This window comes from Mycolicibacterium helvum, from assembly GCF_010731895.1.
GTDB lineage: Bacteria > Actinomycetota > Actinomycetes > Mycobacteriales > Mycobacteriaceae > Mycobacterium > Mycobacterium helvum.
Map to the genome: position 1 here is coordinate 3573736 of NZ_AP022596.1, position 25887 is coordinate 3599622.

28 protein-coding genes are annotated in these 25887 nt (G+C 65.1%); 15 read left to right on the top strand and 13 right to left on the bottom strand.

Annotated features, from left to right (window positions below):
- The first annotated feature begins 152 nt into the window (after positions 1–152).
- The 3 genes from kdpA to G6N38_RS16855 all read left to right on the top strand — a co-directional run bounded on the left by kdpA (position 153) and on the right by G6N38_RS16855 (position 3993).
- Positions 153–1844: a potassium-transporting ATPase subunit KdpA gene (gene kdpA / locus G6N38_RS16845; RefSeq protein WP_163749250.1), complete on the top strand. Its 1692-nt coding sequence runs from the start codon at positions 153–155 to the stop codon at positions 1842–1844.
- 551 nt (positions 1845–2395) lie between these two features.
- Entirely contained in the window at positions 2396–3193 is a 798-nt protein-coding gene (locus G6N38_RS16850; protein WP_163749251.1) for a type III PLP-dependent enzyme domain-containing protein, read from the top strand.
- Entirely contained in the window at positions 3190–3993 is an 804-nt protein-coding gene (locus G6N38_RS16855) for a type III PLP-dependent enzyme domain-containing protein (protein ID WP_163749252.1), read from the top strand. Before G6N38_RS16850 ends, G6N38_RS16855 begins: the two co-directional genes overlap by 4 nt.
- 92 nt (positions 3994–4085) lie before the next feature.
- On the opposite strand, the gene G6N38_RS30740 is transcribed toward G6N38_RS16855, so the two are convergent.
- Positions 4086–4319 (bottom strand): WhiB family transcriptional regulator, encoded by a 234-nt coding sequence (locus G6N38_RS30740; protein WP_407662754.1) that lies wholly within the window; start codon positions 4317–4319, stop codon positions 4086–4088.
- 46 nt (positions 4320–4365) lie between these two features.
- On the opposite strand from G6N38_RS30740, the gene G6N38_RS31235 reads away from it, so the two are divergent.
- Positions 4366–4458, top strand: a complete 93-nt coding sequence (locus G6N38_RS31235; protein WP_407662755.1) for a 50S ribosomal protein bL37 — start codon at positions 4366–4368, stop codon at positions 4456–4458.
- Between the two features lie 178 nt (positions 4459–4636).
- Here G6N38_RS31235 and G6N38_RS16865 read toward each other — a convergent pair whose 3' ends face one another.
- Positions 4637–5272 (bottom strand): DUF6611 family protein, encoded by a 636-nt coding sequence (locus tag G6N38_RS16865; RefSeq protein WP_163749254.1) that lies wholly within the window; start codon positions 5270–5272, stop codon positions 4637–4639.
- 297 nt (positions 5273–5569) lie between these two features.
- Between G6N38_RS16865 and G6N38_RS16870 the strand changes: the two genes are divergently transcribed.
- Positions 5570–6919, top strand: coding sequence for a DUF2254 domain-containing protein (locus G6N38_RS16870; protein WP_163749255.1), 1350 nt, complete (start codon positions 5570–5572; stop codon positions 6917–6919).
- Positions 6920–6948: 29 nt separating this feature from the next.
- Here G6N38_RS16870 and rfbB read toward each other — a convergent pair whose 3' ends face one another.
- The 5 genes from rfbB to G6N38_RS16895 form a co-directional block, all read right to left on the bottom strand.
- Positions 6949–7944, bottom strand: a complete 996-nt coding sequence (rfbB, locus tag G6N38_RS16875) for a dTDP-glucose 4,6-dehydratase (RefSeq protein WP_163749256.1) — start codon at positions 7942–7944, stop codon at positions 6949–6951.
- 29 nt (positions 7945–7973) lie between these two features.
- The gene (locus tag G6N38_RS16880) at positions 7974–8831 is read right to left on the bottom strand and encodes an LLM class F420-dependent oxidoreductase (protein WP_163749257.1); all 858 of its coding nucleotides are present in this window, start codon (positions 8829–8831) and stop codon (positions 7974–7976) included.
- A gap of 30 nt (positions 8832–8861) precedes the next feature.
- Positions 8862–9704, bottom strand: a complete 843-nt coding sequence (locus tag G6N38_RS16885; RefSeq protein ID WP_163749258.1) for an LLM class F420-dependent oxidoreductase — start codon at positions 9702–9704, stop codon at positions 8862–8864.
- A 181-nt stretch (positions 9705–9885) separates the two neighbouring features.
- Positions 9886–11370 carry an ATP-binding protein gene (locus G6N38_RS16890; protein ID WP_163749259.1) on the bottom strand — a complete coding sequence of 495 codons (1485 nt, stop codon included), beginning with the start codon at positions 11368–11370 and terminating at the stop codon, positions 9886–9888.
- Positions 11371–11387: 17 nt separating this feature from the next.
- Positions 11388–13088 (bottom strand): NAD(P)/FAD-dependent oxidoreductase, encoded by a 1701-nt coding sequence (locus G6N38_RS16895; protein ID WP_163749260.1) that lies wholly within the window; start codon positions 13086–13088, stop codon positions 11388–11390.
- 295 nt (positions 13089–13383) lie between these two features.
- Here G6N38_RS16895 and infA point away from each other — a divergent pair, with 295 nt between their 5' ends.
- From infA to truA, 8 genes are all read left to right on the top strand, one after another.
- Positions 13384–13605: a translation initiation factor IF-1 gene (gene infA / locus G6N38_RS16900; protein WP_005140011.1), complete on the top strand. Its 222-nt coding sequence runs from the start codon at positions 13384–13386 to the stop codon at positions 13603–13605.
- 55 nt (positions 13606–13660) lie between these two features.
- Complete coding sequence (gene rpmJ, locus G6N38_RS16905; protein ID WP_003879483.1) at positions 13661–13774, top strand: 50S ribosomal protein L36; 114 nt, start codon at positions 13661–13663, stop codon at positions 13772–13774.
- A gap of 169 nt (positions 13775–13943) precedes the next feature.
- Entirely contained in the window at positions 13944–14318 is a 375-nt protein-coding gene (rpsM, locus tag G6N38_RS16910; RefSeq protein WP_163749261.1) for a 30S ribosomal protein S13, read from the top strand.
- Positions 14319–14324: 6 nt separating this feature from the next.
- Positions 14325–14741 (top strand): 30S ribosomal protein S11, encoded by a 417-nt coding sequence (rpsK, locus tag G6N38_RS16915; protein WP_005140014.1) that lies wholly within the window; start codon positions 14325–14327, stop codon positions 14739–14741.
- A gap of 13 nt (positions 14742–14754) precedes the next feature.
- The gene (gene rpsD / locus G6N38_RS16920) at positions 14755–15360 is read left to right on the top strand and encodes a 30S ribosomal protein S4 (protein WP_163749262.1); all 606 of its coding nucleotides are present in this window, start codon (positions 14755–14757) and stop codon (positions 15358–15360) included.
- Between the two features lie 82 nt (positions 15361–15442).
- A complete protein-coding gene (locus G6N38_RS16925) occupies positions 15443–16495 on the top strand; it encodes a DNA-directed RNA polymerase subunit alpha (RefSeq protein WP_163749263.1) in 1053 nt (350 codons plus the stop codon).
- 74 nt (positions 16496–16569) lie between these two features.
- Positions 16570–17166: a 50S ribosomal protein L17 gene (rplQ, locus tag G6N38_RS16930; RefSeq protein WP_163749264.1), complete on the top strand. Its 597-nt coding sequence runs from the start codon at positions 16570–16572 to the stop codon at positions 17164–17166.
- Positions 17167–17182: 16 nt separating this feature from the next.
- Positions 17183–18088, top strand: a complete 906-nt coding sequence (gene truA / locus G6N38_RS16935) for a tRNA pseudouridine(38-40) synthase TruA (protein WP_163752065.1) — start codon at positions 17183–17185, stop codon at positions 18086–18088.
- On the opposite strand, the gene G6N38_RS16940 is transcribed toward truA, so the two are convergent.
- From G6N38_RS16940 to G6N38_RS16960, 5 genes are all read right to left on the bottom strand, one after another.
- Positions 18085–18759, bottom strand: coding sequence for a cutinase family protein (locus G6N38_RS16940; protein ID WP_163749265.1), 675 nt, complete (start codon positions 18757–18759; stop codon positions 18085–18087). The two genes, truA and G6N38_RS16940, sit on opposite strands and share 4 nt — an antisense overlap.
- A complete protein-coding gene (locus G6N38_RS16945) occupies positions 18760–19413 on the bottom strand; it encodes a cutinase family protein (protein WP_163749266.1) in 654 nt (217 codons plus the stop codon).
- A gap of 55 nt (positions 19414–19468) precedes the next feature.
- Entirely contained in the window at positions 19469–20152 is a 684-nt protein-coding gene (locus G6N38_RS16950) for a cutinase family protein (protein WP_179968401.1), read from the bottom strand.
- Positions 20153–20245: 93 nt separating this feature from the next.
- A complete protein-coding gene (locus G6N38_RS16955) occupies positions 20246–20839 on the bottom strand; it encodes a cutinase family protein (protein WP_163752067.1) in 594 nt (197 codons plus the stop codon).
- 124 nt (positions 20840–20963) lie between these two features.
- On the bottom strand, positions 20964–21968 hold the full coding sequence (locus tag G6N38_RS16960) for an EamA family transporter (protein WP_179968402.1): 1005 nt from the start codon (positions 21966–21968) through the stop codon (positions 20964–20966).
- 72 nt (positions 21969–22040) lie between these two features.
- Here G6N38_RS16960 and G6N38_RS16965 point away from each other — a divergent pair, with 72 nt between their 5' ends.
- Positions 22041–22595 (top strand): CGNR zinc finger domain-containing protein, encoded by a 555-nt coding sequence (locus tag G6N38_RS16965; RefSeq protein ID WP_163752068.1) that lies wholly within the window; start codon positions 22041–22043, stop codon positions 22593–22595.
- Positions 22596–22606: 11 nt separating this feature from the next.
- Positions 22607–23857, top strand: coding sequence for a saccharopine dehydrogenase family protein (locus tag G6N38_RS16970; RefSeq protein WP_163749268.1), 1251 nt, complete (start codon positions 22607–22609; stop codon positions 23855–23857).
- 4 nt (positions 23858–23861) lie between these two features.
- Here G6N38_RS16970 and G6N38_RS16975 read toward each other — a convergent pair whose 3' ends face one another.
- Positions 23862–25880: an FAD-dependent oxidoreductase gene (locus G6N38_RS16975; RefSeq protein ID WP_163749269.1), complete on the bottom strand. Its 2019-nt coding sequence runs from the start codon at positions 25878–25880 to the stop codon at positions 23862–23864.
- Between the last annotated feature and the right edge of the window lie 7 nt (positions 25881–25887).

Below are 25887 nucleotides of genomic sequence, written 5' to 3' on the forward strand. Positions count from 1 at the left end.
AGCAAATTGTCGGCGCGTCGTGCGGTCGCGGTCAATGGACCAAAGTCACCTGTAAAGCTCACGTCAAGACCTGTCAGTGGCATGTATGGATCGCGTAACTGTGGCCGCCACCGGGAAATCTCTTCCCTAAGTTGGGCCCAGTCAGTACATCGATGAAGGGGTTTGTCATTTTCGGCGGTCCAACCCACTGGGGAACACCGGCTCTACTGCAGGTCATTGTCGCCGTCCTGCTCGTTGTCGCATTACATGTCCCACTCGGTGACTACATGGCCCGGATGTATTCGGACACCGGCCACTGGCGCGTCGAGCAGGTGATCTATCGGCTCATCGGCGCCCAGCCCGACGACCAGCAGCGCTGGACGAGATACGGGTATTCGGTGCTGGCCTTCTCCGCGGTGAGCGTGCTGTTTCTCTATGGGCTGCTGCTGGTGCAAACGCTGCTGCCCGAGCCGTGGGGCCACACGGGGATGACGCCGTCGTTGGCGTTCAACACCGCAATCTCCTTCGTCACCAACACCAGTTGGCAGAGCTATGCCGGCGAGGCCACGCTGGGGCACGTGGGGTTGGTCGCGGGGCTCGGTGTGCAGGCGTTCGCCAGCTGCGCGGTCGGCATGTGTGTTGCCGTCGCGTTGATTCGGGGTCTTGCGCAGTACCAGAACGAGCAGCTCGGCAACTTCTGGACGGACTTGGTGCGGTCGGTTGTGCGAATCCTGCTGCCGCTGTCCGTCGTTATCACGCTGGTGTTGCTGGCCCTGGGCGTGGTCAATAACTTCACTGGTGCGCAGGAGGTTTCAACCCTGGCCGGCGGCAACCAAACCATTCTCGGCGGCCCGGTGGCCACCTGGGAGTCGATCAAGCTGATGTCCGGCGACGGTGGTGGCGCCTTCAACGTCAACAGTGCGCACCCGTTCGAGAACCCGACACCGTTGACGAACGCGGTGGAGATCGTTGCGATGCTGCTGATCCCGGTCGCGTTCCTGCGGATGTTTGGTGTGATGATCGGCGACCGCAAGCAGGGCTGGGCGCTGTTCACTGCCGCCGCAGTGCTTTTCGTGATCGCAACGGTGGCGATCATCGCGGCGACGGCGGTGACGCACGGTACCGTCGTACACGCTGTCGGAAGTCCGGTAGAAGGCACCGAAACCCGGTTCGGCGTACCGGGGAGCGTGTTGTTCGGGCAAGTCGCTACCGGCAGCGCCGATGGCGCGGCGAATTCCTCCTACGACAGCTTCGTCAGTTTCGGCGGCGCGGTGCTGATGCTGAACATGATGCTCGGTGAGGTGGCACCCGGTGGTGCAGGCAGCGGCCTCTACGGCTTGGTGATGATGGTGCTGCTCGCCGTTTTCATCGGCGGTCTGATGGTCGGCAGGACGCCCGAGTACCTCAGACAGCCGCTGCGCGCCCGGCACATGAAGCTCGTCAGCCTCTACATACTGGCACTGCCCGCGGCGGTCCTGATCGCAACCGCAGTGGCGATGGCCCTGCCCGGTCAACGGGCGTCGATGCTCAACGCCGGCCCGCACGGGCTGTCGGAAGTGCTCTACGCATTCACCAGTTCGGCCGCCAACAACGGCAGCGCGTTCGCCGGAATCAGCGCCAACACAACCTGGTACAACACCGCACTCGCGCTCGCGATGATGGTGGGGCGGTTTTTGCCGATCATCGCCGCGCTCGCGATTGCGGGCACGTTCGCCGCCCAGAAGCCCGGTGTCATCACGGCCGGCACGCTGAGGACCCACTCGCCGACGTTCATCGTGCTGATCATTGGCGCCACGCTGCTCGTCGTCGGGCTGGAGTACCTGCCGGCGATGGCGCTCGGTCCACTGGCCGACGGATTGGGCTGAACAAGTCTTCTTAGCGCACGCGATCGCCGCAGCGCGCCGCCGGATCGGTGGGCCGGCAGCGCGTTCGTGTACGCCCGAAACTTGAATAAGACCGAATGGGCGAGCAGCTCCATACATCCGGCGCATCTGGGCTGGGCGGTGACCGTCACCGGCCCGGACCAACTCTGTATCCAGCTCCGCACGGACGACGGGCCCAGCGGCGAAGACGACTAGATAGCTTGTCCGTACGGCCAAGTGTGGACCACGGTCCGATCCGGAGCGTAAGTCAGAAGGACTAGTTGGGTCTCCTTGCTGGCCAACGTCTTTCCTGATCGCCACCTTTGTGGTAGTCCATCGCCACATGCGGAGGTCCTCATCCCGTTGATCGCCACCCATCGCGCGGCACGCCGCATGCCTCAGCGCCCAGGTGACGCGATAGGTCAACGGGGCGTCAATGTTTGTGCGGGGACCGTCAAGAGATCGCAAGGATCGATGAAATTTCTTCTGGACCGGGCCATCGTGAACCATGTCGCCACTGGCAGCAGGCCAGGGCGTTGTCGAAGAAGGTTTCGGTGACACTGTCGACCAGCTTTCGGTCAATCGTTCGGGGACGTCAGATTCCGTCGGCCGAGCAAATGGAGATACGCCGCCTGATCGGCTATCGGGAGTCCTTCGCGCCTGCAGAGGTGTCCTTTCCGGCATCACTGCTGGCCGATGCCGGCGTTGCCCGATGGCTCCGCGACCACCGCCAGGCGATCGACGTTCGAACAATGCCGGAGTTGTACTCAGCGATCTCGGTGGGCATCCATCCGGCCTTCATGACCGTTCACGATGACCGGTTGGCGGCTGTCGACATACGGCGCCTGACCAGGGTGGGAGTGGGTCGGATTGTGTTGAGCTGTGCTGAGCACATTGCGTCGCTGGGCGCAGGCGTCGCTGGGCGCACTCAGAACGTACTGCTGCGTATGACTGACATGGCGGCGACGGGCCGCGATCGTCGCCAATTCACCTTTGACTCGCGCGACGCTGATTGCGCGGTGGAAGCGATCGTCACCCGTCGATCGCTCAATCTGGTCGGATTGCAGTGCGAGATCGGCACGGCTGTGGACGACTTCGTCAGCTATCCGGCCGCTATCGGCAACATGATCGCGCAGATGGAACACATCCGTCGTCAACACGGCGTCGTCCTCACCCGACTCGGCCTGGGCGGGGGCAATATCACCGCAACCGGCGAGGGGGCGGTCATCCGCCATGACCTCGCTGAGGAGATCGACGGATCCGTCGACGACGCGTGCGCCACCCTGCGGTTCCCACGGCCGGCCGTTGTCATCTCTGCCGGCTCGCAGAGCATCGGGCAGCGTGCAGCATGACCGCCTATGTTCCGGACAACATCTGGTCGTTGCCGACCGCCGCCGGGCAGTTGGCGGCGCCGCGTAGCCAGGCAGCGACCGATCGGCACGATCCTCGCCTTGACGAGATCGTGGCGTTGCGCCGCTGCGCACTGTATCGCAAGGCGTTTCGTTGTGCGGCGGTCAGCTATCCAGCCGACGTGCTGCGCCTCGATGCGCCGGCCGAGTGGATCAGACGCCACGGCGTGGCCGTGGATGTCGACGACATCGACGGACTCGGCCTGGCTCTGTCGGCGGGAGTCGTGCCGCAGCGGATTATCATGCATGCCTCGGATCCGGCGGTGGTCGCCATGGTGCGCGCCGCCGAGGCGGGCGCCGGGCGTTTTGTGGTCAATTCCCACGCCCAGGTGGGCATCCTCGCCGGCCCAGCAGCACACCGGCAGCGCGTGCTGGTCGACGTGAGTGCTGACGACACCGATGCGCTGGTTGCCGCCGTCGTCGCCGGTGTCGACCTGGACATGATCGGCGTGCATCGCCGACTGCGCGGCGGGGACGACGGCTGGGCGGCGGTGCGGTCGATGATCGCGACGATGCGCGGTATCTCCCAGCGGTACAAGGTTATTCCGGCCCGTCTCAGCCTGGGTGACGTGGATGCCGCCGACTGGGGTTGCACATCGACGGATCTAGCGGCAATCGCCGCGGCCGTCGACGAGGCGGTCGAGGACGGTTGCATCGCTGGCCGATTCCCCAGTCCCGCGGTGAACATCTCGCCGTCCTGCGGGACGCTGATGCCCGCGTACATCGGTCAGCGCCACGTGTAGCGGGTGCGGGGCGGACCGCTGTCGCCGAGGCGGTTGACGAGCTGTTGACCAGCGCCAGCCCGAGGCCCCGGTAGCCGGAATCGCGCATACTCTCAAGCCCGCCGGGAGCGCGTAGCCAGCGCCTGTCGTCGTTCCGATGGCGTCAACCCGCCCCAAATGCCATAGGGCTCATGCGCGTTCAATGCATAGCGACGGCAAGCTTCGAGCACCGGACACGACCAGCATATCTGCTTGGCGCGTTGCTCGCGTCTGCGCAGCTGTGCGCCTCTTTCGTTAGCGCTGGTCGAGAATGCGCGCGCCCGAAAGCGCTTGGAAAAGCTGAGCACTCGACTTCTCTGCCCCGTGCTGGACTGAAACCGAAGGAACGATGCGATGTCGAAACGAGCCGATAAGAAGCGCGCCCGGCGGGACAAGAAAGCCAACCACGGGAAGCGGCCGGCGGTCGGAAGACGGCGAAGGCGATGAGATCGGTGCATCGTCGTCGTGCTCTGCTTCCGTCGCGCTGGACGCCGTCGTTGATAATGATGGTCCGTTCCCTACAGGCATCCCTGCGATTGAGGTAGCGGACGATCAGTAGGACAGTGGCTGTCGGTGCGATCACGGTGAGGACTGGAAGCAGTTCAGACACAATAGAATCCACCCTTCAAATCGATGGCTGGTGATCCAGGGGTTCGGGACGTCCGGGTCCGAGCCGGTCATAGACCTGCCGCCAGACCGCTTCGTGATCGAGGTCCGACAACTCTCCGCACGCGCGGAGGGCATCAGCTTCGCTGAGCATGTGCACCAGCGATTCGAGTTCGTCGCACGTGGCCCCAGACCGCGGATCGGGGCGACGGTCAACGACAGACACTGACAGTGTGCGAACCTGCGACCGCAGCCCCCGGACCGGAGCCAGTGCGCCGGCGCCACTGGCGGCGTATACCGCTGTCGCGATTCCGATCGCCGTCCAGTTCGAGACGATGCTGCTGAGATAGATCTCCGACGCCACCCACAGGAGAACCCCCCACGTCGGCCACGCCCGCCACAGCCGCAGCCAGAGCCGTTGAGCCCGACTGATACCCAGGGGGAAGACCACCAGACGATATCGGCTGACGCCGTACCGAGAGGTCCTGTGCCGGCTCGTCGGGATGTCAAACGAGCCCCACACGCGGTCGCCGTCGAGTAGTCGCGTCCAGCGAGCATGCCCACCATGCCTGCCGACCCGCGACGATCCGTGCGCCGTCCCCGGCTCCTGCTCGGGTCCTGCGTCAGGCTGGGCCCCACTAGGGCCGTCGTTCATACGTCGATATCTACGCCCCTACACAGATCGGCGGTATGCCCTGAACGCTATCCATACGCTGCTCTGCCCAATAGTTATGTGAACTTTTCGTTGTGTGCGCCGGTGTTGGAACGGTGGGAGCAGCGACCTTGGCGCAACTCAGATCCCCTGCGGAGGTTGCCGCGCGATTCGTGGTACGACCAACGTGAGGTCCGTCGCATTTACGATTTCTTGATGTCTGGCCCGCCCCTCGATCACCGACGGTAAGTGTTAGATCGAGAAGTGGCATCGTCTGGCTGGACCGTGAGCTGACATCGGGTGCCGAGTCAAGGTTATCTGCAGTCGGATTGGCGCCGGGAGGCGTTCCGTACCAACCTCTGGGTCGTACCCGCGACCGAGGCTGTTGCGGTTTTGGTCCTGTTCGTCGGCACGTACGCAGTCGACCGTGCCGCCTATCGCGGCGACGTGCACCTGCCGTCCTGGGTACTGAGTGGGACGGCGGACTCGGCCAGGCAGGTTCTTACTGCGGTTGCTGCAGCGGTCATCACCGTCGTCGGCATCGTGTTCTCGATCACGATCGTGGCCCTGACGCTGGCATCGACGCAGTTTGGGCCTCGGATGTTGCGCAACTTCATCCGCGATCGCGGAACGCAAGTCACGCTCGGCACGTTCGTGGCGACATTCTTCTACACGATCCTCACGCTGGTTTCCGTCGGAAGCGGGTCGACCGGCGAGTTCGTTCCGCACCTGTCGGTCACGGTCGCGCTGGTCCTGACGCTGGCCGATCTCGCCGTGCTCATCTACTTCCTCAATCACATCGCGTCGATGATCCAACTGCCACAGGTGATTGCGGGGATCGCTCGTGACCTGGCTCGTGAGATCGACGTTGCGGGCGGCAACGACACGTCGTTCGGCGTCGGCGCGGCGCGAGGCCCGTCGAGGGCGGAATTGCTCGCCAGAATCGCCGCGTCGGGAGCAGTGATACGGACCCCGACTAGTGGATACCTACAGGTCATCAGGCATGACACGTTGCTGAAGATCGCGTCATCTGCTGACGCGGTCGTCCATTTGCCCTACCGCCCTGGACATTTCCTGGTGCGTGGTCAGATTCTGGCGAGTGTCTGGCCCGCCGACGCGGCCGAGTACGTTGAAAAAAATCTTCAGCGCGGGCATGTCACGGGGCCGTATCGCACTCTTACCCAAGATATTTCGTTTGGCTTCGACCAACTCGTCGAGATCGCTCTGCGGGCACTCTCGCCCGCGGTCAACGACACGTTCACCGCGATGACATGCATCGACTGGCTCGGCGACTGTCTGTGCCGCATCTCGAGAACCTGGCATCCGGAACCGGTTCGCCGCGACGACAGCGGGCTTATCCGTGTCATCGCCAACCAAGCCCACTTCGACCGACTCGTCGAGCGAGCATTCGAGAAGATCCGCCAGGCCGCTGACGGGATGCCAGCAGTGATGATCCGGCAGCTCGACGCGGTGACAAAGGTCGTCGAGCAAACCCCGGATCCCGAACGTCGGCAGATTCTGCGCGACCAGGCCGACATGATCCAACGCGCGAATTTACGAACCGTTCACGAATTCGCCGATCGGGCCGATGTCACCGCTCGATACGACGCCGTGGTGGCAATGCTGGACGGGGATCCGCAACCAAAATGAATGCGACCGTCAGCCCACAAAAACCCTTGTCACTGAGCACGTTCGGTGTAGCGCGCCTCGACCTGATCCTTGAGCGGACCCCACCACCAGTCGTTCTCGCGATACCATTCGATGGTGGTGGCCAGCCCCTCGGCCAGATCGGTGTGCTTGGGCGCCCAGTCCAGTTCGGCACGCAGCGCACTCGAGTCGATGGCATAGCGCAAGTCATGGCCGACCCGGTCGACGACATGGTCGAAGTCGTCGGCCTCGCGGCCCATCAACTGCAGAATCAGGCGCAGCACGGACAGGTTGTCGCGCTCACCATCGGCACCGATGAGGTACGTCGCGCCGCATACTCCACCTTCTAAGATGCGCCACACGGCGCTGTTGTGATCCTCGACATGGATCCAGTCGCGCACATTGGCGCCGGCGCCGTAGAGCTTGGGCCGGCGGCCGGTCAGGATATTGGTGATCTGGCGCGGGATGAATTTCTCGATGTGCTGGTAGGGCCCGTAGTTGTTGGAGCAGTTCGAGATCGTTGCGCGCAGCCCGTAGGACCGCACCCAGGCCCGAACGAGAAGGTCGGATGACGCCTTGGACGCGGAGTAGGGGCTTGACGGGTTGAACGGGGTGTCCGCGTTGAAGCGCTGTCCGCCGTCGAGGGGCAGGTCGCCATACACCTCGTCGGTGGAGATGTGATGCAGCCGGACGCCGTGCCGGCGAACAGCTTCCAGCACGACGAACGTGCCGACGATATTGCTGTGTATGAACACCGTGGGGCCGGCCAGCGCATTGTCCACGTGGGTTTCGGCGGCGAAATGCACGACGGCGTCGGACTCGGCGACGAGCTGGTCGACCAGCGGCTCGTCGGTCACGTCACCTTCGATCAGCCGGATGTGCTCCTCGACGGGACGCAACGATTCGCGGCTCCCGGCATAGGTCAGTGCGTCCAGCACCGTCACTGAAACCCCAGGCCGTTCGCGCACGGTGCTGTGGACGAAGTTGGCGCCGATGAATCCGGCGCCGCCCGTCACCAACAGCCGCATGGTGCCACCCTAACGGGCACCCCGCGTGATCACCCGGCCGCGGTCAACCCCAATGGCCCAGCGAGCTCGGTGAGTGTGGGCAGCAGCTTGTCCGGGCCGCCCAGCACCTGGATGGCGACGTGGTCGGCACCGGCATCGAGGTGTTCGTTCAGCCGCGCAGCGACCGCGTCGGGGGTGCCGTAGGCGATCACCGCGTCGATCAGCTTGTCGCTACCCGGCTGCTCGACGTCGGCGTCGCTGAAGCCCAGCCGCTTCCAGTTGTTGACGTAATTGCTCAACCCCAGATAGAAGCCGACGCTGTCGCGGCCGAGCGTGCGGGCTTCATCAGCGTCGGTGGTCAGCACCACCTTGTGTTCGGGGGCCAGGAACACCGATGCGCCCACCAGGTCGCGGGCTTTGGCGGTGTGCTCGGGGGTAGTCAGGTACGGATGTGCGCCGGCGCTGCGATGAGCGGCGAGCTGCAGCACCTTGGGGCCCAGGGCGGCGATCACCCGGCGGCTGGTCGGCACACACCGATCATCGAGCTTGTCGAGATAGCTCACCAGTGCGTCGTAAGGCTTTTGATACTCCTGGGTGTGCTCGGGGTGGCCGACGCCAACGCCGAGCAAAAACCTTCCGGGATAAGCCTTTTCGATGCGTTCATAGGACGCCGCGACCTCCTCGGGTGGCGCGTTCCAGATATTGATGATTCCGGTGGCGACCGTCAGGTTCTCGGTGCGTTCGAGGATCGGCTCGACGAACGCGAGTTCGGCGGCCGGCGATGCGCCCACCCACACCGCGCCGTAGCCCAGGCGTTCGATTTCTTTCGCCTGCTCCGGCGACACCGGGCCGCCGGTCCACACTCCGTAACGACCTAGGTCGGGTTTGAGCAGCGACGGATTGGTCACGGGTCCCTCTCGTTATGGTTGTTCGAGTCCCTACGGTTGTTTGAGGCCGAGGGGTCCGGCTAGCGCGGCCAGCGCATCCACCAGCCTGTCAGAAGACGTCAATACCTGGACGGGGACGTGGTCGGCCCCAGCGTCGAGGTGTTCGGTGAGCCGGGCGGCGATGGCCTCGGGCGTGCCGTAGGCCACGACGGCGTCGACCAACCGGTCACTGCCGGGCTTGGCCACGTCTTCGTCGGTGAAGCCCAACCGTTTCCAGCTGTTGAGGTAGTTCTGCAGGTTGAGGTAGATGTCCAGCGCACCCCTGCCAACCTTCCGCGCCTTATCGGCGTCGGTGGTGAGGACCGCCTTGTGCTCGGGTGCCAGGAACGCCTCGGGTCCCAGCAGTCGGCGCGCTTCGGCGGTGTGCTCGGGTGTGGTCAGGTACGGGTGCGCGCCTGCGCTGCGCGCCGCGGATAACTTGAGCACTTGCGGTCCGAGTGCGGCGATCACCCGGCGGTTCTTGGGCACTCCGTACTCGTCGAGCTTGTCGAGGTAGCCCCGCAGCGCGTCGATCGGCTTCTGGTATTCCTGGGTGGCTTCGGGATGGCCGACGCCGATGCCGAGTAGGAACCGGCCGGGGTAGGCCGCCTCGATGCGGTGGAATGACTCGGCTACCGGGCCGGGTGCTGCGGTCCAGATGTTGACGATGCCGGTGGCCACCTTCAGTGTGGTGGTGTTCGCCAGAATCGGCTCCACCCAATCCAATTCGGCCGGTGGCGAACCGCCTACCCAGACCGCGCCGTAGCCGAGCGCCTCGATTTCTTTGGCTTGCTGCGGAGTGACTCCGCGTCCGAACGAGCCGAAGCGGCCCAGGTCTGGTTTGGCGTCCGTCATCGGTCTTCCTTTTTCGGGTCAACCCAGCCCGAGTGGGCTGGCGAGTTCGGCGCAGGCTTCGAGGTGTGCGTTGAGCCGGGCCGCATGGTCTCAGGGGTGCCGTACACGATCAGCGAGTCCACGAACCTGCCGAGATCGGGTGTGGCGCTCATGGCGGCTACAACCCGGCGCCGGCGGTCAGCTATTCCGCGACGGCAGAAAGTTCACCCGGAGATGGCGCAACCGGTCCAGGCGCTGTCAGCGGCAACAGAATGGTGAAACGGGTGTTGCCGGGTTCGGATTCGACCCGGATATCGCCCTGGTGCTTCTCGACGATGATGCGGCGCGCGAGATCCAGGCCGAGGCCGTCGCCCTCGCCGAACGGCTTCGTGGTGAAAAACGCGGTGAAGATCCGGTCGATGATCTCGTCGGGGATGCCGGGGCCGTCGTCACCAATCTCGACCCGGATCATGTCCTCACCCTGGCGTGCGGTCCGGATTGTCAGCGTGCCGCGACCCTTCATCGCCTGGATGGCGTTGTTGATGATGACATCCCACACCTCGTTCAAACCGCCTGGGTAGCAGCCAATTTCGGGGAGTGCCTTGTCCCAGTCCTTGACCAGCTTGATGGGTTTGTCCGGGCCTACCTTGTCGCCGAAGAGCGTCTTGAGCGTGCTGTGCAGCAACTCGTGGACATTGGCGACCTGGTATTCGGCCCGGTCCATCTGGGAGTACTTCTTGGCCCCGGCGAGCAGACCGGAGATACGTTCGCTGGCGTCGGCGATCTCGTTCATCCGCAACTCGGTGTCGATGGTGTACTTCAGCCAGCCGATGGCGCTCTGCAATGTCGCCGAGCAGTCGACCGAATCGATGGAGGCCTCAACGCGTTCCAGCCAATCGACATCCAGGCCGGCCTCCACGAATGTCGGCGCGTAATCCCACGCACCGGCGATGCCGTGGTTTTCCAGCCAATCGCCGACCTGGTCCTCGCGATCGGAGGTCTCCAGCGCGGTCAGTTCCTGTGCCTTGGATTTGGCGACCATTTCGGCGACTTCGTCCTGAATGCGCACCAGCATGCGCAGCGCCTCAGGGGTGAACTTGCCGTCGGCCAGCATCGACAGCTTGTAGCGCATCTTGCCGACCCCCTCGCGCAGATCGGCGACTGCTCTGGCGGTGGCAGCGGCGGGGTTGTTGAGCTGGTAGGTCAGCCCCGCGGTGATCGTGCCGAGCGCCAGCAGCTTTTGGCGCTGTCCGATGATCTGGCTCTGTCGCCGGCCGCCGACCATGTGGCCCTCGAGCAGGTGCACGGCCATGGGGAATTCGGTTTGCATGAATTTCGCGAACGCGCTGGCATCGAGCACGAAGAACCGCGACGGCCGCGTGACGCGCACCGACGCCTGGTAGAGCTGTTCCTCGTCGGGGATGTAGGCCGACCAGGCTCCGCAATACACGCCCCGCTGCGAGGTGCGATTGGTCTCGACGTCGACCCCGCCGGAGCGTTTGGACATCACCAACTCACCGTCGAGCAGAACGTAGAAGCAGGTGGCCGGCTCGCCCTCCACGACGACGGGGCCGGTCTCGAAGACGCGGATATGCCCGTTCGCGCACAGCGTCTGCAACTGTTCGTCGGTCAGCGCCTCGAACAGGAACAGGGTCCGCAGTTCGTCGGGTAGGCATTTCTCGCCCATCGTCTTCTCCTTGCTGGTTACGCCTCGGCCAGGTAGCGGTGCACCAACATCACCGCCATCGACCCTTCGCCGACAGCGGCCGCCACCCTTTTGGCGGACTCGGCGCGCACGTCTCCTGCAACAAACACACCCGGCACACTTGTTTCCAGGTGGTGCGGCGGCCGGTCCAGACCCCATCCGGCCACGTTGAACAGGTCGGGTCCGGCCAGGACGAAACCGTGGTCGTCGACGGCGACGACCTCTTTGAGCCAGTCGGTGCGGGGCTCGGCGCCGATGAAGCAGCACATCCGGGTGGATTCGACGGTTTCTCGCTGCCCGGTCTGCCGGTCCTCCAGCACCAGGCCGGTCAGGTGATCATCGTCGCCGAGGGTGTCCACCACCTCGGTGCAGGTCCGGACGGAGATGTTGGGATTCTTCTCGATCTGCTGGATCAGGTAGTGCGACATCGACGCTTCCAGCGAGGGGCCGCGCACCAGCATGGTGACCGAGTTGGCTTCGCGGGACATGTACATCGCGGCTTGCCCGGCCGAGTTGGCCCCGCCGACGATGTAGACGTCCTCGCCTTTGCACTCTGAGGCATCCGACACCGAGGCGCCGTAGTAGACGCCCCGTCCGACGTAGTTGCAGGCGGGGTCGTCGGGGTTGTCCCAGCATCCGGTGACCTGCAGCTGGCGGTAGGAGACACCGGTGGCCAGGATGACCGCCCGCGCGGCGATGCTGCCGCCGTCCTCGAAGGTGATGGTGCGAGCGGTTCCTGCCTCGCCGGCCTCCAGCCGGACTGCCTTGCGGGTGGTGATGACCTCGGCGCCGAACCGCTCTGCCTGCCGGCGCGCCGACGTCGTCAGCTCGGCCCCGGAGACGCCGGTGGGGAAGCCGAGGTAGTTCTCGATCCGCGAGCTGCGCCCGGCCTGGCCGCCGGTCGTCGTCTCCTCGATCAGGACCGTCTTGAGCCCTTCGGACGCGCCGTACACCCCGGCGGCCAATCCGGCCGGCCCGCCGCCGATCACCGCGAGGTCGTACATCTCGAGCAATGGGTTGGTCGATAACCCCAGCATTTCGGCGAGCGCGGCGTTGGTCGGGTCGACCAGGATCTCGCCCTTCTCGGTGATGACGACCGGCAGCTCCAACCCGTCCAGGCTGGCGGCGTCGAGCAGTTGCTTGCCCTTGGGCTCGTCGGCGTTGAACGCCCGGAACGTGTGCTGGTTGCGGGCCAGGAACTGGCGGACCTCCCAGGACCGTTCGCTCCACCGGTGTCCGATCACCTTGGTGTGCGGGATGGCCCGGTCGCCGGTGGCGTGCCAGGCCTCCAGCAGGGCGTCGATCACCGGGTAGAGCTTTTCCTCCGGCGGATCCCACGGTTTGAGCAGGTAGTGGTCCAGATCGACGACGTTGATGGCGTCGATCGCGGCGTGGGTGTCGGCATAGGCCGTCAGCAGGACGCGCCGCGCCATCGGGTAGACGTCCATCGCTTCTTCGAGGAACTGGATGCCGCTCATCTGAGGCATCCGGTAGTCGGCGACGAACACTGCGACGGTCTCGCCGCGCAGCTTGAGTTCGTTGATCGTTTCCAGCGCGTCCGGCCCGGATTCTGCCCGGACGATCCGGTATCGCTCGCCGTAGTGGCGGCGAAGGTCGCGAGCAACAGCGCGCGACACGGCCGGGTCGTCGTCAACGGTGAGAATGACGGGTTTGCGGGGCTGGGGAGCGGGTCCAGTCATCACTGTCCAGTATGCGCCGTATGTCCAGTGCTTATTAGGTGACGCTTGCCCGGTTCGCCTCGGTACTAAGGTGAGGTCAGCACGGCTGCGCGACGGTTTTGGAGTAGCGCGCCGAAGCGGGTATCGTTGATCGGCGGTGCGGTATCCGTGCCGACTCTTGCGTGCCCTGTCCTGGAACTTCTGGAATTTCCTGCTTCCGGCTCACGTTTTGCAGTCGGGGCGAAGGCTGCCCGACTGTGAGCTCCTGTCATGCGACCGGTGCGAACAGAACCAACAATGCAGGATCTGAGAGGTTATGGCCAAGAAAGACGGTGCCATCGAGGTCGAGGGCCGCGTGGTCGAGCCCCTGCCCAATGCGATGTTTCGCATTGAGCTGGAGAACGGACACAAGGTGCTCGCTCACATCAGCGGCAAGATGCGGCAGCACTACATCCGCATCCTTCCCGAGGACCGGGTGGTAGTGGAGTTGTCTCCCTATGACCTGACTCGGGGTCGCATTGTGTACCGGTACAAGTAAGCCCGACCGCGACAGCACAACTGACAACGACGAGAACTAGAAGGATCGAACAGCCGTGAAGGTGAACCCGAGCGTCAAGCCGATCTGCGACAAGTGCAGGGTGATCCGCCGGCATGGGCGGGTCATGGTGATCTGCTCTGATCCGCGCCACAAGCAGCGGCAGGGCTAATAACCCCACCGCTTGCATCGGCGAGCATCACAACACAACTAAATGATGACCTCCCAGTACCACTGAATAGATTCGCTGTTCAGCCACGCCCGGAACGGAGGCCGGGCCCCGACACAGTCGGGAACGGACTGGGAACAGACCTCCGCATAGAAGAAGGAATCAAAGCCCTGTGGCACGTCTAGTGGGCGTGGATCTCCCGCGCGATAAGCGCATGGAGATCGCGCTGACCTACATCTACGGCATCGGCCGTACCCGTTCTCAGGAAATCCTTGACGCGACCGGTATCGACCGGGACCTGCGCAGCAAGGACCTGACCGACGATCAGCTCACGCAGTTGCGTGACTACATCGAAGCCACCCTCAAGGTGGAAGGTGACCTGCGTCGTGAGGTGCAGGCCGACATTCGTCGCAAGATTGAAATCGGCTGCTACCAGGGCCTGCGGCACCGCCGCGGCCTGCCGGTGCGTGGCCAGCGGACCAAGACCAATGCGCGTACCCGCAAGGGCCCGAAGCGCACCATCGCCGGCAAGAAGAAGGCCAGGTAACCCCGGATGGCACAAGCAAAGAAGGGCGGCGCTGCACCCAAGAAGGGGCAGAAGACCCGTCGCCGGGAAAAGAAGAACGTCCCGCACGGTGCTGCGCACATCAAGAGCACGTTCAACAACACGATCGTCTCCATCACCGATCCGCAGGGCAATGTCATCGCCTGGGCGTCGTCGGGTCACGTCGGCTTCAAGGGCTCGCGTAAGTCGACCCCGTTCGCCGCGCAGCTGGCCGCCGAGAACGCCGCCCGCAAGGCTCAGGAGCACGGCGTCAAGAAGGTCGACGTGTTCGTCAAAGGCCCGGGTTCGGGCCGTGAGACCGCCATCCGCTCGCTTCAGGCCGCTGGCCTCGAGGTCGGCGCGATTTCCGATGTCACACCGCAGCCGCACAACGGCTGCCGTCCGCCCAAGCGGCGCCGGGTCTAGGGAGGACTAGAAAATGGCTCGTTATACCGGACCCGCAACCCGCAAGTCGCGCCGTCTCGGCGTCGACCTGGTCGGCGGAGATCAGTCGTTCGAGAAGCGCCCCTACCCGCCCGGCCAGCATGGCCGCGCGCGGATCAAGGAGAGCGAATACCGCCAGCAGCTGCAGGAGAAGCAGAAGGCCCGCTTCACCTACGGCGTACTGGAGAAGCAGTTCCGCAAGTACTACGAAGAGGCGAACCGCTCGTCGGGCAAGACCGGTGAGAACCTGCTGGTGATCCTGGAGACCCGTCTGGACAACGTCGTGTACCGCGCCGGCCTGGCGCGTACCCGCCGGATGGCTCGCCAGCTCGTCAGCCACGGACACTTCACCGTCAACGGTGTCAAGGTGAACATCCCGAGCTACCGGGTGTCGCAGTACGACATCATCGACATCAAGGACAAGTCGCTGAACACCTTCCCGTTCGAGCTGTCGCGGCAGACGGCCGGGGATCGCCCGATCCCGTCCTGGCTGCAGGTCGTCGGTGAGCGCCAGCGGATCCTCGTGCACCAGCTGCCCACTCGTGAGCAGATCCAGGTCCCGCTCGCCGAGCAGCTCATCGTCGAGTTCTACTCGAAGTAAGAAAGACGTCCGCGGGGCAACCGTCCCGCGGATCACTTAACGGCATCAAATAGCGGGTGCCGAGAAGGAGATACGAAATACCATGCTGATTTCTCAGCGACCCACACTGAGCGAAGAGGTCATCGCCGAAAATCGCTCCCAGTTCGTCATCGAGCCGCTGGAGCCGGGATTCGGTTACACCCTTGGCAATTCGCTGCGGCGCACGTTGCTGTCGTCGATTCCTGGCGCAGCCGTGACGAGCATCCGCATCGACGGTGTGCTGCACGAGTTCACCACGGTGCCCGGCGTGAAGGAAGATGTCACCGACATCATCCTGAACCTCAAGAGCCTGGTCGTCTCCTCCGAGGAGGACGAGCCGGTCACCATGTACCTGCGCAAGCAGGGCCCGGGTGAGGTGACCGCCGGTGACATCGTTCCGCCTGCCGGCGTGACGGTGCACAACCCCGACATGCACATCGCGACCCTGAACGACAAGGGCAAGCTCGAGGTCGAGCTTGTTGTCGAGCGTGGCCGCGGCTATGTGCCGGCTGTGCAGAACAAGGCCTCGGGTGCCGAAATCGGCCGTATCCCGGTCGATTCCATCTACTCGCCGGTGCTGAAGGTCACCTACAAGGTGGAGGCCACCCGCGTCGAGCAGCGCACCGACTTCGACAAGCTGATCCTGGACGTCGAGACCAAGAACTCGATCAGCCCGCGTGACGCCCTGGCGTCGGCCGGCAAGACGCTGGTCGAATTGTTCGGTCTGGCACGGGAACTCAACGTCGAGGCCGAAGGCATCGAGATCGGCCCGTCGCCGGCCGAGGCCGATCACATCGCGGCGTTCGCGCTGCCGATCGACGATCTGGATCTCACGGTCCGCTCGTACAACTGCCTCAAGCGCGAGGGCGTGCACACCGTCGGCGAGCTGGTCGCCCGCACGGAGTCCGATCTGCTGGACATCCGTAACTTCGGCCAGAAGTCGATCGACGAGGTCAAGATCAAGCTGCACCAGCTCGGTCTGTCGCTCAAGGACAGCCCGGCCAGCTTCGACCCCTCCGAGGTTGCCGGCTACGACGTCGCCACCGGCACGTGGAACAGCGATGCCAGCTACGACCTCGACGCCGACCAGGACTTCACCGAAACCGAAGAGCTCTAAGCCCAACATCTCGAAAGAGAACCGTCCCGGTCCTACCTGATACGGGGGCCGGCCCCATTTAGGAGATAGTCGCAATGCCCAAGCCCACTAAGGGTGCCCGCCTCGGCGGTTCGTCCTCGCACCAGAAGGCGATTCTGGCCAACCTGGCTACGTCGCTTTTCGAACACGGCCGGATCAAGACGACCGAGCCGAAGGCGCGGGCGTTGCGGCCGTACGCCGAGAAGCTCATCACCCATGCCAAGAAGGGCGAACTGCACAATCGGCGTGAGGTGATGAAGAAGATCCGCGACAAGGACATCGTGCATGCCTTGTTCGCCGAGATCGGGCCGTTCTTCGCCGATCGCAACGGTGGCTACACCCGCATCATCAAGGTCGAGGCGCGCAAGGGCGACAACGCCCCGATGGCGGTCATCGAGCTGGTGCGCGAGAAGACCGTGACCTCCGAGGCCAACCGGGCTCGCAAGAGCTCGGCGGCCAAGGTCGCTGCGCCCGCGCCTGCCGCGGCCGAAGAGGCTCCGGTCGAGGAGATCCCGGCTGAAGAGTCGGTCGCCGAGGTCCAAGGGGCGGAGGCCGTCGAAGAGGACACTGCCATCGCCGACGCTCAGACCGCTGAGGCTGCCGACGAGGTCGCGCAGGAATCCGCCGAGGATTCGGACGCTGACAAGTCCTGAGGCTGTGAAAACGAACCTGCCCGTCACCGAGTCCGGTGGCGGGCAGGTTCGTCTTCGCCTCGACATTGCCTACGACGGCACCGAGTTCACCGGCTGGGCTGCGCAGGAGGGGTTCCGCACCGTTGCCGGTGTTCTCGAGGAGTCCCTGTCAACGGTGTTCCGGACCCAACTGCGGGTGTTCGGGGCCGGACGAACCGATACCGGTGTGCACGCGAGCGGTCAGGTCGCCCACCTCGACGTGCCCGCCGATGCGCTGACCCACGCCTACCCGCGGCAACCCCGGCCGGACGAGCCTGAGTTCCGGCCGCTGGTTCGCCGATTGGCCCGGTTCCTGCCCGAGGATGTGCGGGTTCGTGAGATCGTCCGCGCGCCGGCCGGATTCGATGCCCGTTTCTCAGCGCTGCGCCGGCACTACGCCTACCGGCTTTCGCTGGCACCCTATGGTGTCGAGCCGCAGCTCGCGCGCTACGTGACGCCATGGAACAAGCCGTTGGATATCGAGGCCATGGCGACGGCATCGCGCCATCTGTTGGGTTTGAATGACTTTGCCGCATTCTGCCGGCACCGGCCCGGTGCGACGACCATCCGCGACCTCCAGCGCCTGGACTGGGTGCGGGAAACGGCGGGCAGGAGCGAAGCGACTCGGGGGGCTACCGGTGATCTGGTGACCGCCTACGTCAGCGCCGATGCGTTCTGTTGGTCGATGGTGCGCTCATTGGTCGGCGCGCTCCTGGCTGTGGGGGAGGGGCGTCGCGAACCATCTTGGTGCGCAACGTTGTTGAGCGCAGAGTCACGCTCAAGCGATTTCGCTGCCGCGCCGGCCCGCGGCCTGACGCTGACCGGGGTGGACTATCCGGCCGACGACCAGCTGGCCGCGCGCATCGGGGTCACTCGCGACCTGCGGACATTACCGAAACCTTAGAGCTTTCCGGCCACGAAATCAGCGGCCTGATTGATCATCCCGGCCTTCTGGTAGGCGGCCGCGAGGTGATCGGGCCAGTTGGCCTCCCAGGTATCCGGGTCGGCCGGGTTGCAGATCGGATCGGCACCGTGGCACAACTCGATCGTCCGGTCCTGATACGCGGGGCTGAAATTCGTGATCGGACCCAGCCACTGGGTCCCGTTGCCGAACAGGGCGACTGCGGCAATATGACTGTCGGCGTCGGCGGGCATGGGATTCTTGAAGCCCATGATCGGGATGGGAACCGCCAGCACCATATCGGTGGCTGCTGCGCCCAGCGAGTAACCACCAAGGACCAAGCGGGTATTCGGGCAGTTGTTCATGTTGTAGGCAATGCGATTGCTGATGTCGTTGGCGCCGATGTCGACCTGATTGTCGGCGGGATAGTTCACGGCGTAGACGCCGATGTTCTTGTGCACCCGCGATCGCAGCGCGCTGACGAACGCTTGGCCGATGACCCCAGTGCCGGGGGATTCGAGGCGGCCGCGCGCGAAGATCACCTCGACATCAGGACATGGTGCGGCGCCGGCCGTCGGCACTGTATCTGGCAGTGCGGAGGGGGCCATCAACATCGCAAGTGCCGCAACCAATGTGGCGGCCGCACCGGTGGCCGTCGCTCGGATACGCATCATTTAGAGCCGGTCCGCCGTGAATTGGGCGGCCTGATCCACCAGGCCGGAACCGATGTAGGCGTCCTGCAGGTGTGAGGACCAGTTCCCGACAAGGGTATTGGGATCGATGCCGTTGCAGATCGGGTCGTCCACGTTGCATTGGTCGATGGTCTTGCCGCCGTAGAGCGGGTTGTTGGACGCTGACACCGGGCCGAAGATGCTGCGGGTGCCGTTGCCGAACAACACCACGGCCGCGACATGGTCGGCGACTCCCGGGGGCAGCGGGTTGTTGAAGCCGAACTGGGCTTGAGTCGCCCCCACGACGACGTCGACGACTGCGGCGCCCAGCGAGTACCCACCCGGCACCAGCCGGGTGTTCGGGCAGTTGGCTGCCATGTACTGCATGTGCTTACTCATGTCGTTGGCGCCCGGCACAATGTCCCAGTCGGCGATGTAGTTGACCCCGTATACCCCAACGCTCTTCGGAGTTTTGGCGCGTAACGCGTCGACGAATGCTTCCCCGATGCGGCCGATACCCGGCGGTTCGAAGCGGCCGCGGGCGAAGATGACCTCGGCGTCGGGACAATCCGCGGCCGTGGCTACAGCAGTCGGCAATAGCGAAGCAGCAACGGACATTATCGCTGCAGCACTGCTCAGCACCGCTGTGACGCGCATGCCAGCCATCGTAGCCGAGGCTCCAGGACTGCTGGCAGCAAATAAAATCGCGGGGCTACAGCAGGCCGGCGAGGAACCCGGCAGCTTGCGCAGGCGCGGGTCCGCTCTCGTAATCGGTGTGCGCGAACGGATTGCGGCCGCGCGAGCAGATCGGATCACCGTCGTTGCACAGGTCGATGCCCTTACCGGCGAAGGAACCGCCGGCCGAGGTGATCGGAATACCGAACTTGGTGGACGGGTTGCCGAAAACCGCCAGCCCGGCGACCTTGTTGGCCAGGCCGCCCGGTAGTGGCGGTGCCGAGCCGATGTCGCCCACCTTGTTGCCCAACGGTGGTATCCCCACCAGCATGTCGACCACCGCGGCGCCCTGTGAGTAGCCACCGAGCACGAAGCGCGTCGACGGGCACGCGGCGGCGGTGGCCGCGATGTGATTGCTCGCATCATTGGCACCGTCGGCGGCGCCGAGGAAGTCGTAGCTGGCCGGGTAGTCCACCGCGTAGCTGCTGACCGTGCGGCTGCCGAGCTGGGCCTGGAGGTTGTCGGCGAGCGCCTGTCCGACGCGGCCGATGCCGGCCGGCTCGCTGGTACCGCGGGCGAACACGACCTCGACATCGGGGCATGGTCCGGCATGCGCAGCCGGAGCGACGGTGGTCGGTGTCAGCAGCGCCAGCGCCGCGGTGACGACAGCAGTCGAGGCAACCCCGAAGACCCGGGCAGGTGTCATGGTCGGCCTGGCCATGGTGATTGAAACCCCCTTGGTCGCTCGCACTGGGCTAATAGTCACCCGTGGCTAATAGTCACACAATGGGCTGGGAGCCCCAAACCGCAGCGACTACAGCAGGCCGGCCACGAACGCGGCGGCCTGGTTGGCCGAGCCGTCGTTGCCGTAGGCCCGGTGCGCTGGCACATCGTTGCCACTGGTGCAGATCGGATCACCCGGGTTGCACAAATCGATCGCCCTGGCGCCGTAGACCGGACTGCTGGTCAGCGGCAGGCCGACCTTGGCGGTGGGGTTGCCGAAGACCGCCAGGCCCGCGACGTGGTCGGACACCTCGGGCGGGAGCGGGTTGTTGAAGCCGATGGCCGGGAACGGGACCGAGGTGATGATGTCGATGATCGCCGCACCCTGCGAGTAGCCGCCGAGCACCAGCCTGGTGTTGGGGCAGTCGTTCACCACGCCCTGGATGAACGCGCTGGCGTCGTTCGCGCCGTCGGCGGCGGCCAGGAAGTCGTAGCTGGCCGGATAGTTCACCGCGTAGACACCCATCGAGCGGTTGCCGATCTTGGGCCGCAGGGCGTTGACGAATGCTTGCCCGACCCGGCCGATGCCTGGTGGTTCGTCGGTGCCGCGGGCGAATACCACCTGGACGTCATTGCAGGCGGCCGCCGCGGTCGGCAGCGCGACCGGGCTGACCAACGTAGCCATGCCGGCTAGGACGGTGGCCGCGACGGCCAGCAGAACACGCTTCGACGCAAAGGTGGAAGTCACATCTGGATGCTACCGATGAGAGGCCTGTTTCATTCCCGACGTTTGCTCCGCGTGGCGCGCGCTAGGCCCGGGCCGGGCTGGCGGTTTCCTCGATCGGCCCGGCGTCTGGCCACGTCGCGGCCGTTACCGCGGCGCTGCGATCACCCTGGCGGGCCAGCGCCAGGCCAAGTAGAACCACTACGCCGCCGACAGCCTGAGTGCCGGTGACCGCTTCGCCGAGCAGTATCCACGCCGAGATCACCGCGAAGAGCACTTCACCGAGGCCGACCAGGGACGCGAAGCTGGGCCGCAGCCGCGCCACACCGCTGATGCCCAGCGTGTAGGCGATCGCGGTGGCCACCACGGCCAGCATGAGCACCGGAACCCACCACGGGACGATCAGTCCGGCGACGTCGGCGTTGTTGGCGGTGAAGGTCAGCGGCATCACGCCGGTCAGGCCCAGCAGCCCGACGGCGACCGCACCGACCACCAGGCCGCCGGTGGCCAGGGTGATCGAGTTCAGGCCACTGCCGTCGGCGCTCACCTCGTCGGACATCATGAAGTAGCAGGCCGCGCAGATCGCCGCCGCCAGACCCCAGGCGATCCCCGCGGCATTGATGTGGGCGCCGCCGGTGAAGACATTGAGCACCAACATGATTCCGGCCACCGCGATTGCCACGCCCGCCAAGGTCATGGCGCGGGGGCGGCGCCGGGTGGTTCCCCAGATCCAGCCCACGACCAGGATCGGGGCGGTGTATTCGAGCAACAGTGCTACGCCGACCGACAGGTGCGAGACGGCGTTGTAGTAGCAGAGCTGCGCGCCGGCGATCGGAACAAGCCCGTAGGCGACCACGGTGCGGGCGTGTGCGCGGGCTTCCCGGATCCAGTCGGGTTTGACGATGGTGGCGAAGACCGCCATGACCAGTGCGCCGCCGGCCAGCCGGGCGGTGACAGCGGCGGTCGGGGACCAGCCCGCCTCCATCAGCGACTTGGCGAAGGGGCCGGACATGCCGAACGTGAACGCCGATCCGATGGCGAACAGCAGACCAAGACGAAAGTGGTCTTGGCCACGAACCGTCATCGACATCAGGCACCTCGTGTGTAATGAGTAAAATGATTGTTGGTCGTGACAGTATGTCCCAAGGGGGTCATGAGTCAAATGCTTTTCGTTCATGACACGGAGCTCACTTTGCGGGCTGCGTGTGCACTGGTTAACAGCGATCGCGTCGACGGCGAACAGCTGGCCGATCAGCCTGCCCTGGACGCCTACCTGAACAGCTACGGCTGGACCGGCCGGCGCGATCACGACGACGCCGAGGTGGCGGCGGTACATACGCTGCGCGGGCGGCTGGGTAGGATCTGGGCCGCCGCCGACGATGAGAACCGCGCTGTCGGGCAGATCAACGCGCTGCTGTCCGACACTCGCGCGTCGCCGTGGCTGACCCGCCACCCCGAGATGCCCGAGTGGCATCTGCACCTGGCCTCCATCCACGATCCGCTGGCCCAGCGAATGGGCGCCGAGATGGCGATGTCGCTGGCCGACCTGGTGCGCGCCGGCGAACTGCGCAGGCTGAAGATCTGCGCGGCCCCGGACTGCGGTGCGGTGCTCATCGATCTGTCGCGCAATCGGTCGCGCATGTTTTGCGATACCGGGAATTGCGGTAATCGCCAGCACGTCGCCGCTTATCGGGAACGCCGCTCCAAAGAGGGGTAGCGTCAGTCGTCATGCGCGCACGGGGGCGTGACATCGACATCGTGGTCTTCGGAGCCACTGGCTACGTAGGCAAACTCACTGCGGGGTATCTCGCCAGATCCCGCTCGGGACTTCGGATCGCGCTCGCGGGCCGGTCGAAAAGCCGCCTTGAGGCCGTCCGGAGTGGGCTTGGGGGCCGGGCCAAGAATTGGCCGCTGATCGTGGCTGATGTGGATAAGCCAGGCTCTGTGAAGGCGATGGCATCCCGAAGCCGGTTGGTGCTCAACGCGGTTGGCCCCTACACCCGGTACGGACTGCCGGTCGTCGCGGCCTGCGCAGACGCCGGAACTGACTATATCGATCTCACCGGCGAGGTTCCGTTCGTCCGGCGAAGTATCGATCAGAGTCATCGTCGGGCGAAGGACAGCGGGGCGCGCATTGTGCACTCGTGCGGATTCGACTCGATCCCTTCGGATCTCACCGTGTACGCGCTGAGTCAACGGACCGCCGTCGACGGGGCCGGTGAACTCGCCGAGACGACGCTGGTGCTGCGGGACTACTCCGGCGGCTACGCCGGCGGTTCGGTGGCGACGATGGTCGACCTCATGCGCCTGACATCCTCGGATCCCCAGGTGCGCCACATGCTCGACGATCCTTACAGTCTGAGCCCCGATCGTGACGCCGAACCGGATCTGGGACCACAGATCGATCTTCCGTTGCTGCCGGGCCACGAGGTCGCCCCCGAACTGGCGGGGTTGTGGACCAGTGGGTATGTGATGGCGCTGTACAACACGCGCTGTGTGCGCCGTTCCAACGCGCTGATGAAATGGGCCTACGGGCGCAGCTTCCGCTACAGCGAAACACTGATCATGGGTTCCTTCCCCGGTGCGGCGCTGGCGGGTGCGATGTTCAACGCCGGTATCGCCACCGCATCGCGCTTTGGCGGCCACTACCTGCGAATGCTCCCAACAGGTTTGGTCGACCGGATGACACCCGCGGCGGGGACGGGTAATGACATGGGCTCGCGTGGGCACTACCGGGTCGAGACGTATGCGACTACGACAACGGGGCGAAGGTATCGGGCCACGATCGCGCAACCCGCCGACCCCGGCTACTCGGCCACCGCAGTGCTGGCCGGGGAGAGCGCGCTCGCCCTCGTCGTGGACCGGGATCGCCTGCCCGACCGGCACGGGGTTCTGACACCGGCCTCCGCGATGGGTGATGTACTGCTCGACCGACTACCTGCCGCCGGGGTCAACTTCGAGACCGTCGGCCTGCCTTGAGCGGTCACGGCATGTAGAAACCGCGGATGTGGTGGTAGCGGCCGTATCCGAGCAGGGCGTTGGCGGCCTGTAGCCCAGAGACCACAGCGGCTTCGATGCAACCGGCATTGATGCCGCAGTCGGTCCAGTCGCCGGCGAGCACGAGGTTGTCGTAGCCACTCTCATCGGGGCGCAGCCGGTACTTGTCCGACCCCGGGACTGAGAGCACGTAGCGGTCGGACGGGTCGATGTTGACGCTGACGTGCTGGGTTTCCAGTGCGGCCGCACCCTTTCGGTCACCCGCACCGGATAGCAGGCCCCAGCTGAACCCGCCTTCGGTCACCGCTTTCGGCAGATACATCCCGACATGGCGGTTCAGGTAGTCAACGGCGTTGGCCAGCACGCGCTTTCGGTGGGTGGTGACGTACGCGGCGGGGTCGTCGGTGGTTGGCCAGTGGGCATCGAGCGCCCCGCAGAAGTACGCCACGGTCTGTGGTTCCTCCGACGGCGGCCACTGCTCGGCCCACAACGTCTGGCCCATCGACGCCCAAGTGTCAAACGGTGACACGTAGCCACTGGTGGTCACTCCGGGGCGGTGCCAGCCCAGCGCGGCTTCGGTCGGCCGCAGCCAGAGTTGGAATGACTGGGTGGCCACCGTGCGGACGTTGGTAGTCATCTCGTGCCACTCCGGGCGGTCGGCGATGAGTTCTCCTGCCACCAGTTCGACCATGCCCAACGATGTCGCCAGCACCACGTGGTCGAAGTCGGCGCCGCGGCGCAGAATGCGGGTCTCGACGTCCACCCGCTCGCCGAAGTGCGACTCCAGATCCGCTAAATCTGTTGTGGCCTTGAGTTTTTCGTAGCTGGGGAGGGCAGGGAACACGGGCAGTCCGTCGGCTAAGATCAGCGGCTCGTAGGTGTCGAGCCCGTCGGCGAGTTCGACCTGCCGACCCAGGGTGATCGCGTCGATACGGTGCCGGTGAGCGTCGAGGTGCAGCGCGTCGAGGCGGTGGAAGAACTCGAATCGGACTCCGCGCCGGCGCAGCGCCTGATAGATCGGTGCGATGATAACGTCGCCCATGCCCGCGGTCATCTTCCAGAAGAACGCGCCCTTGTACTGGAAGAGCGCGATTCCGGTGAGTAAGACAGCCACCCCGGCGGCGAAGGTCGGGCGGGTGAAATCGCCCTCTTCGTAGCCGAACACCATGTCGTACATGCCACGAATCAGCGGGAAGTCGAGGACATCGGGGTCCGCTCCATGACGCAGTAGCCAGGCGCTGTATTCCTCGTCGTTGATGGCACGGAAGCCGGCGGGGTCGGTGATCAGCTGATCGGCGATCAAGCCGCGCGTAGTGGCCGCCAGCAGTGACATCAACAGCCACATGCGCTTGTGCTCGGGCCGGCGCTCGTAGTCGAGTGCTTCCCGCACCGCGTCGAGCGCCTCGGTCAGGAACCCCGCGGCCGAACCCTCGGCGGTGCGGGGTTCGATCAGGGCGGCCAGCGTGGCCAGCGCCGCCCGCCGAACCGCGGCGATCCAATCGGCCGACTCCGGCTCCGGGCTGACCGACAGGGTGAGATCCTTACCGCTTGCCGCGCTGAGTGATTCGGCGAAGTCCATCAACAATCGCAGGGCGCGAGCGGCGAAATCGAGCACGGTCAGTTCGCGTCCCGTTGCACCCGGTTCGCCGGGCAGCTCGGGGGTGCGGCTGAACTTGCCGGACCAGATCAGCCAGTCGTCACCGAAGCGGTCGGCCATCCCGAGTTCTTCAGCGGGGATCAGCGCCTGATCCCAGGTTCGGACCGGGCAGCCTGGATCGGTGTTCTCCCGGTCCAGCTCGGCGTAGCACTCGCGCAGCAGCGCGAAAGCGTTCTCGTAGGAGCCCAGCCAGATGTGGAGACCGTGTTCCTCGATCCGGTTGTGCTCGCCGCGGCTGGAGGCACCCTTGCCGCCGAGGCGCCAGCCTCGCTGGTACACAGTGATCGACTCGAAGCGATCTTGCCATTGGCCGTCACTGAGCCGCCACGCAGCACTGAGCCCGGCCATGCCCCCG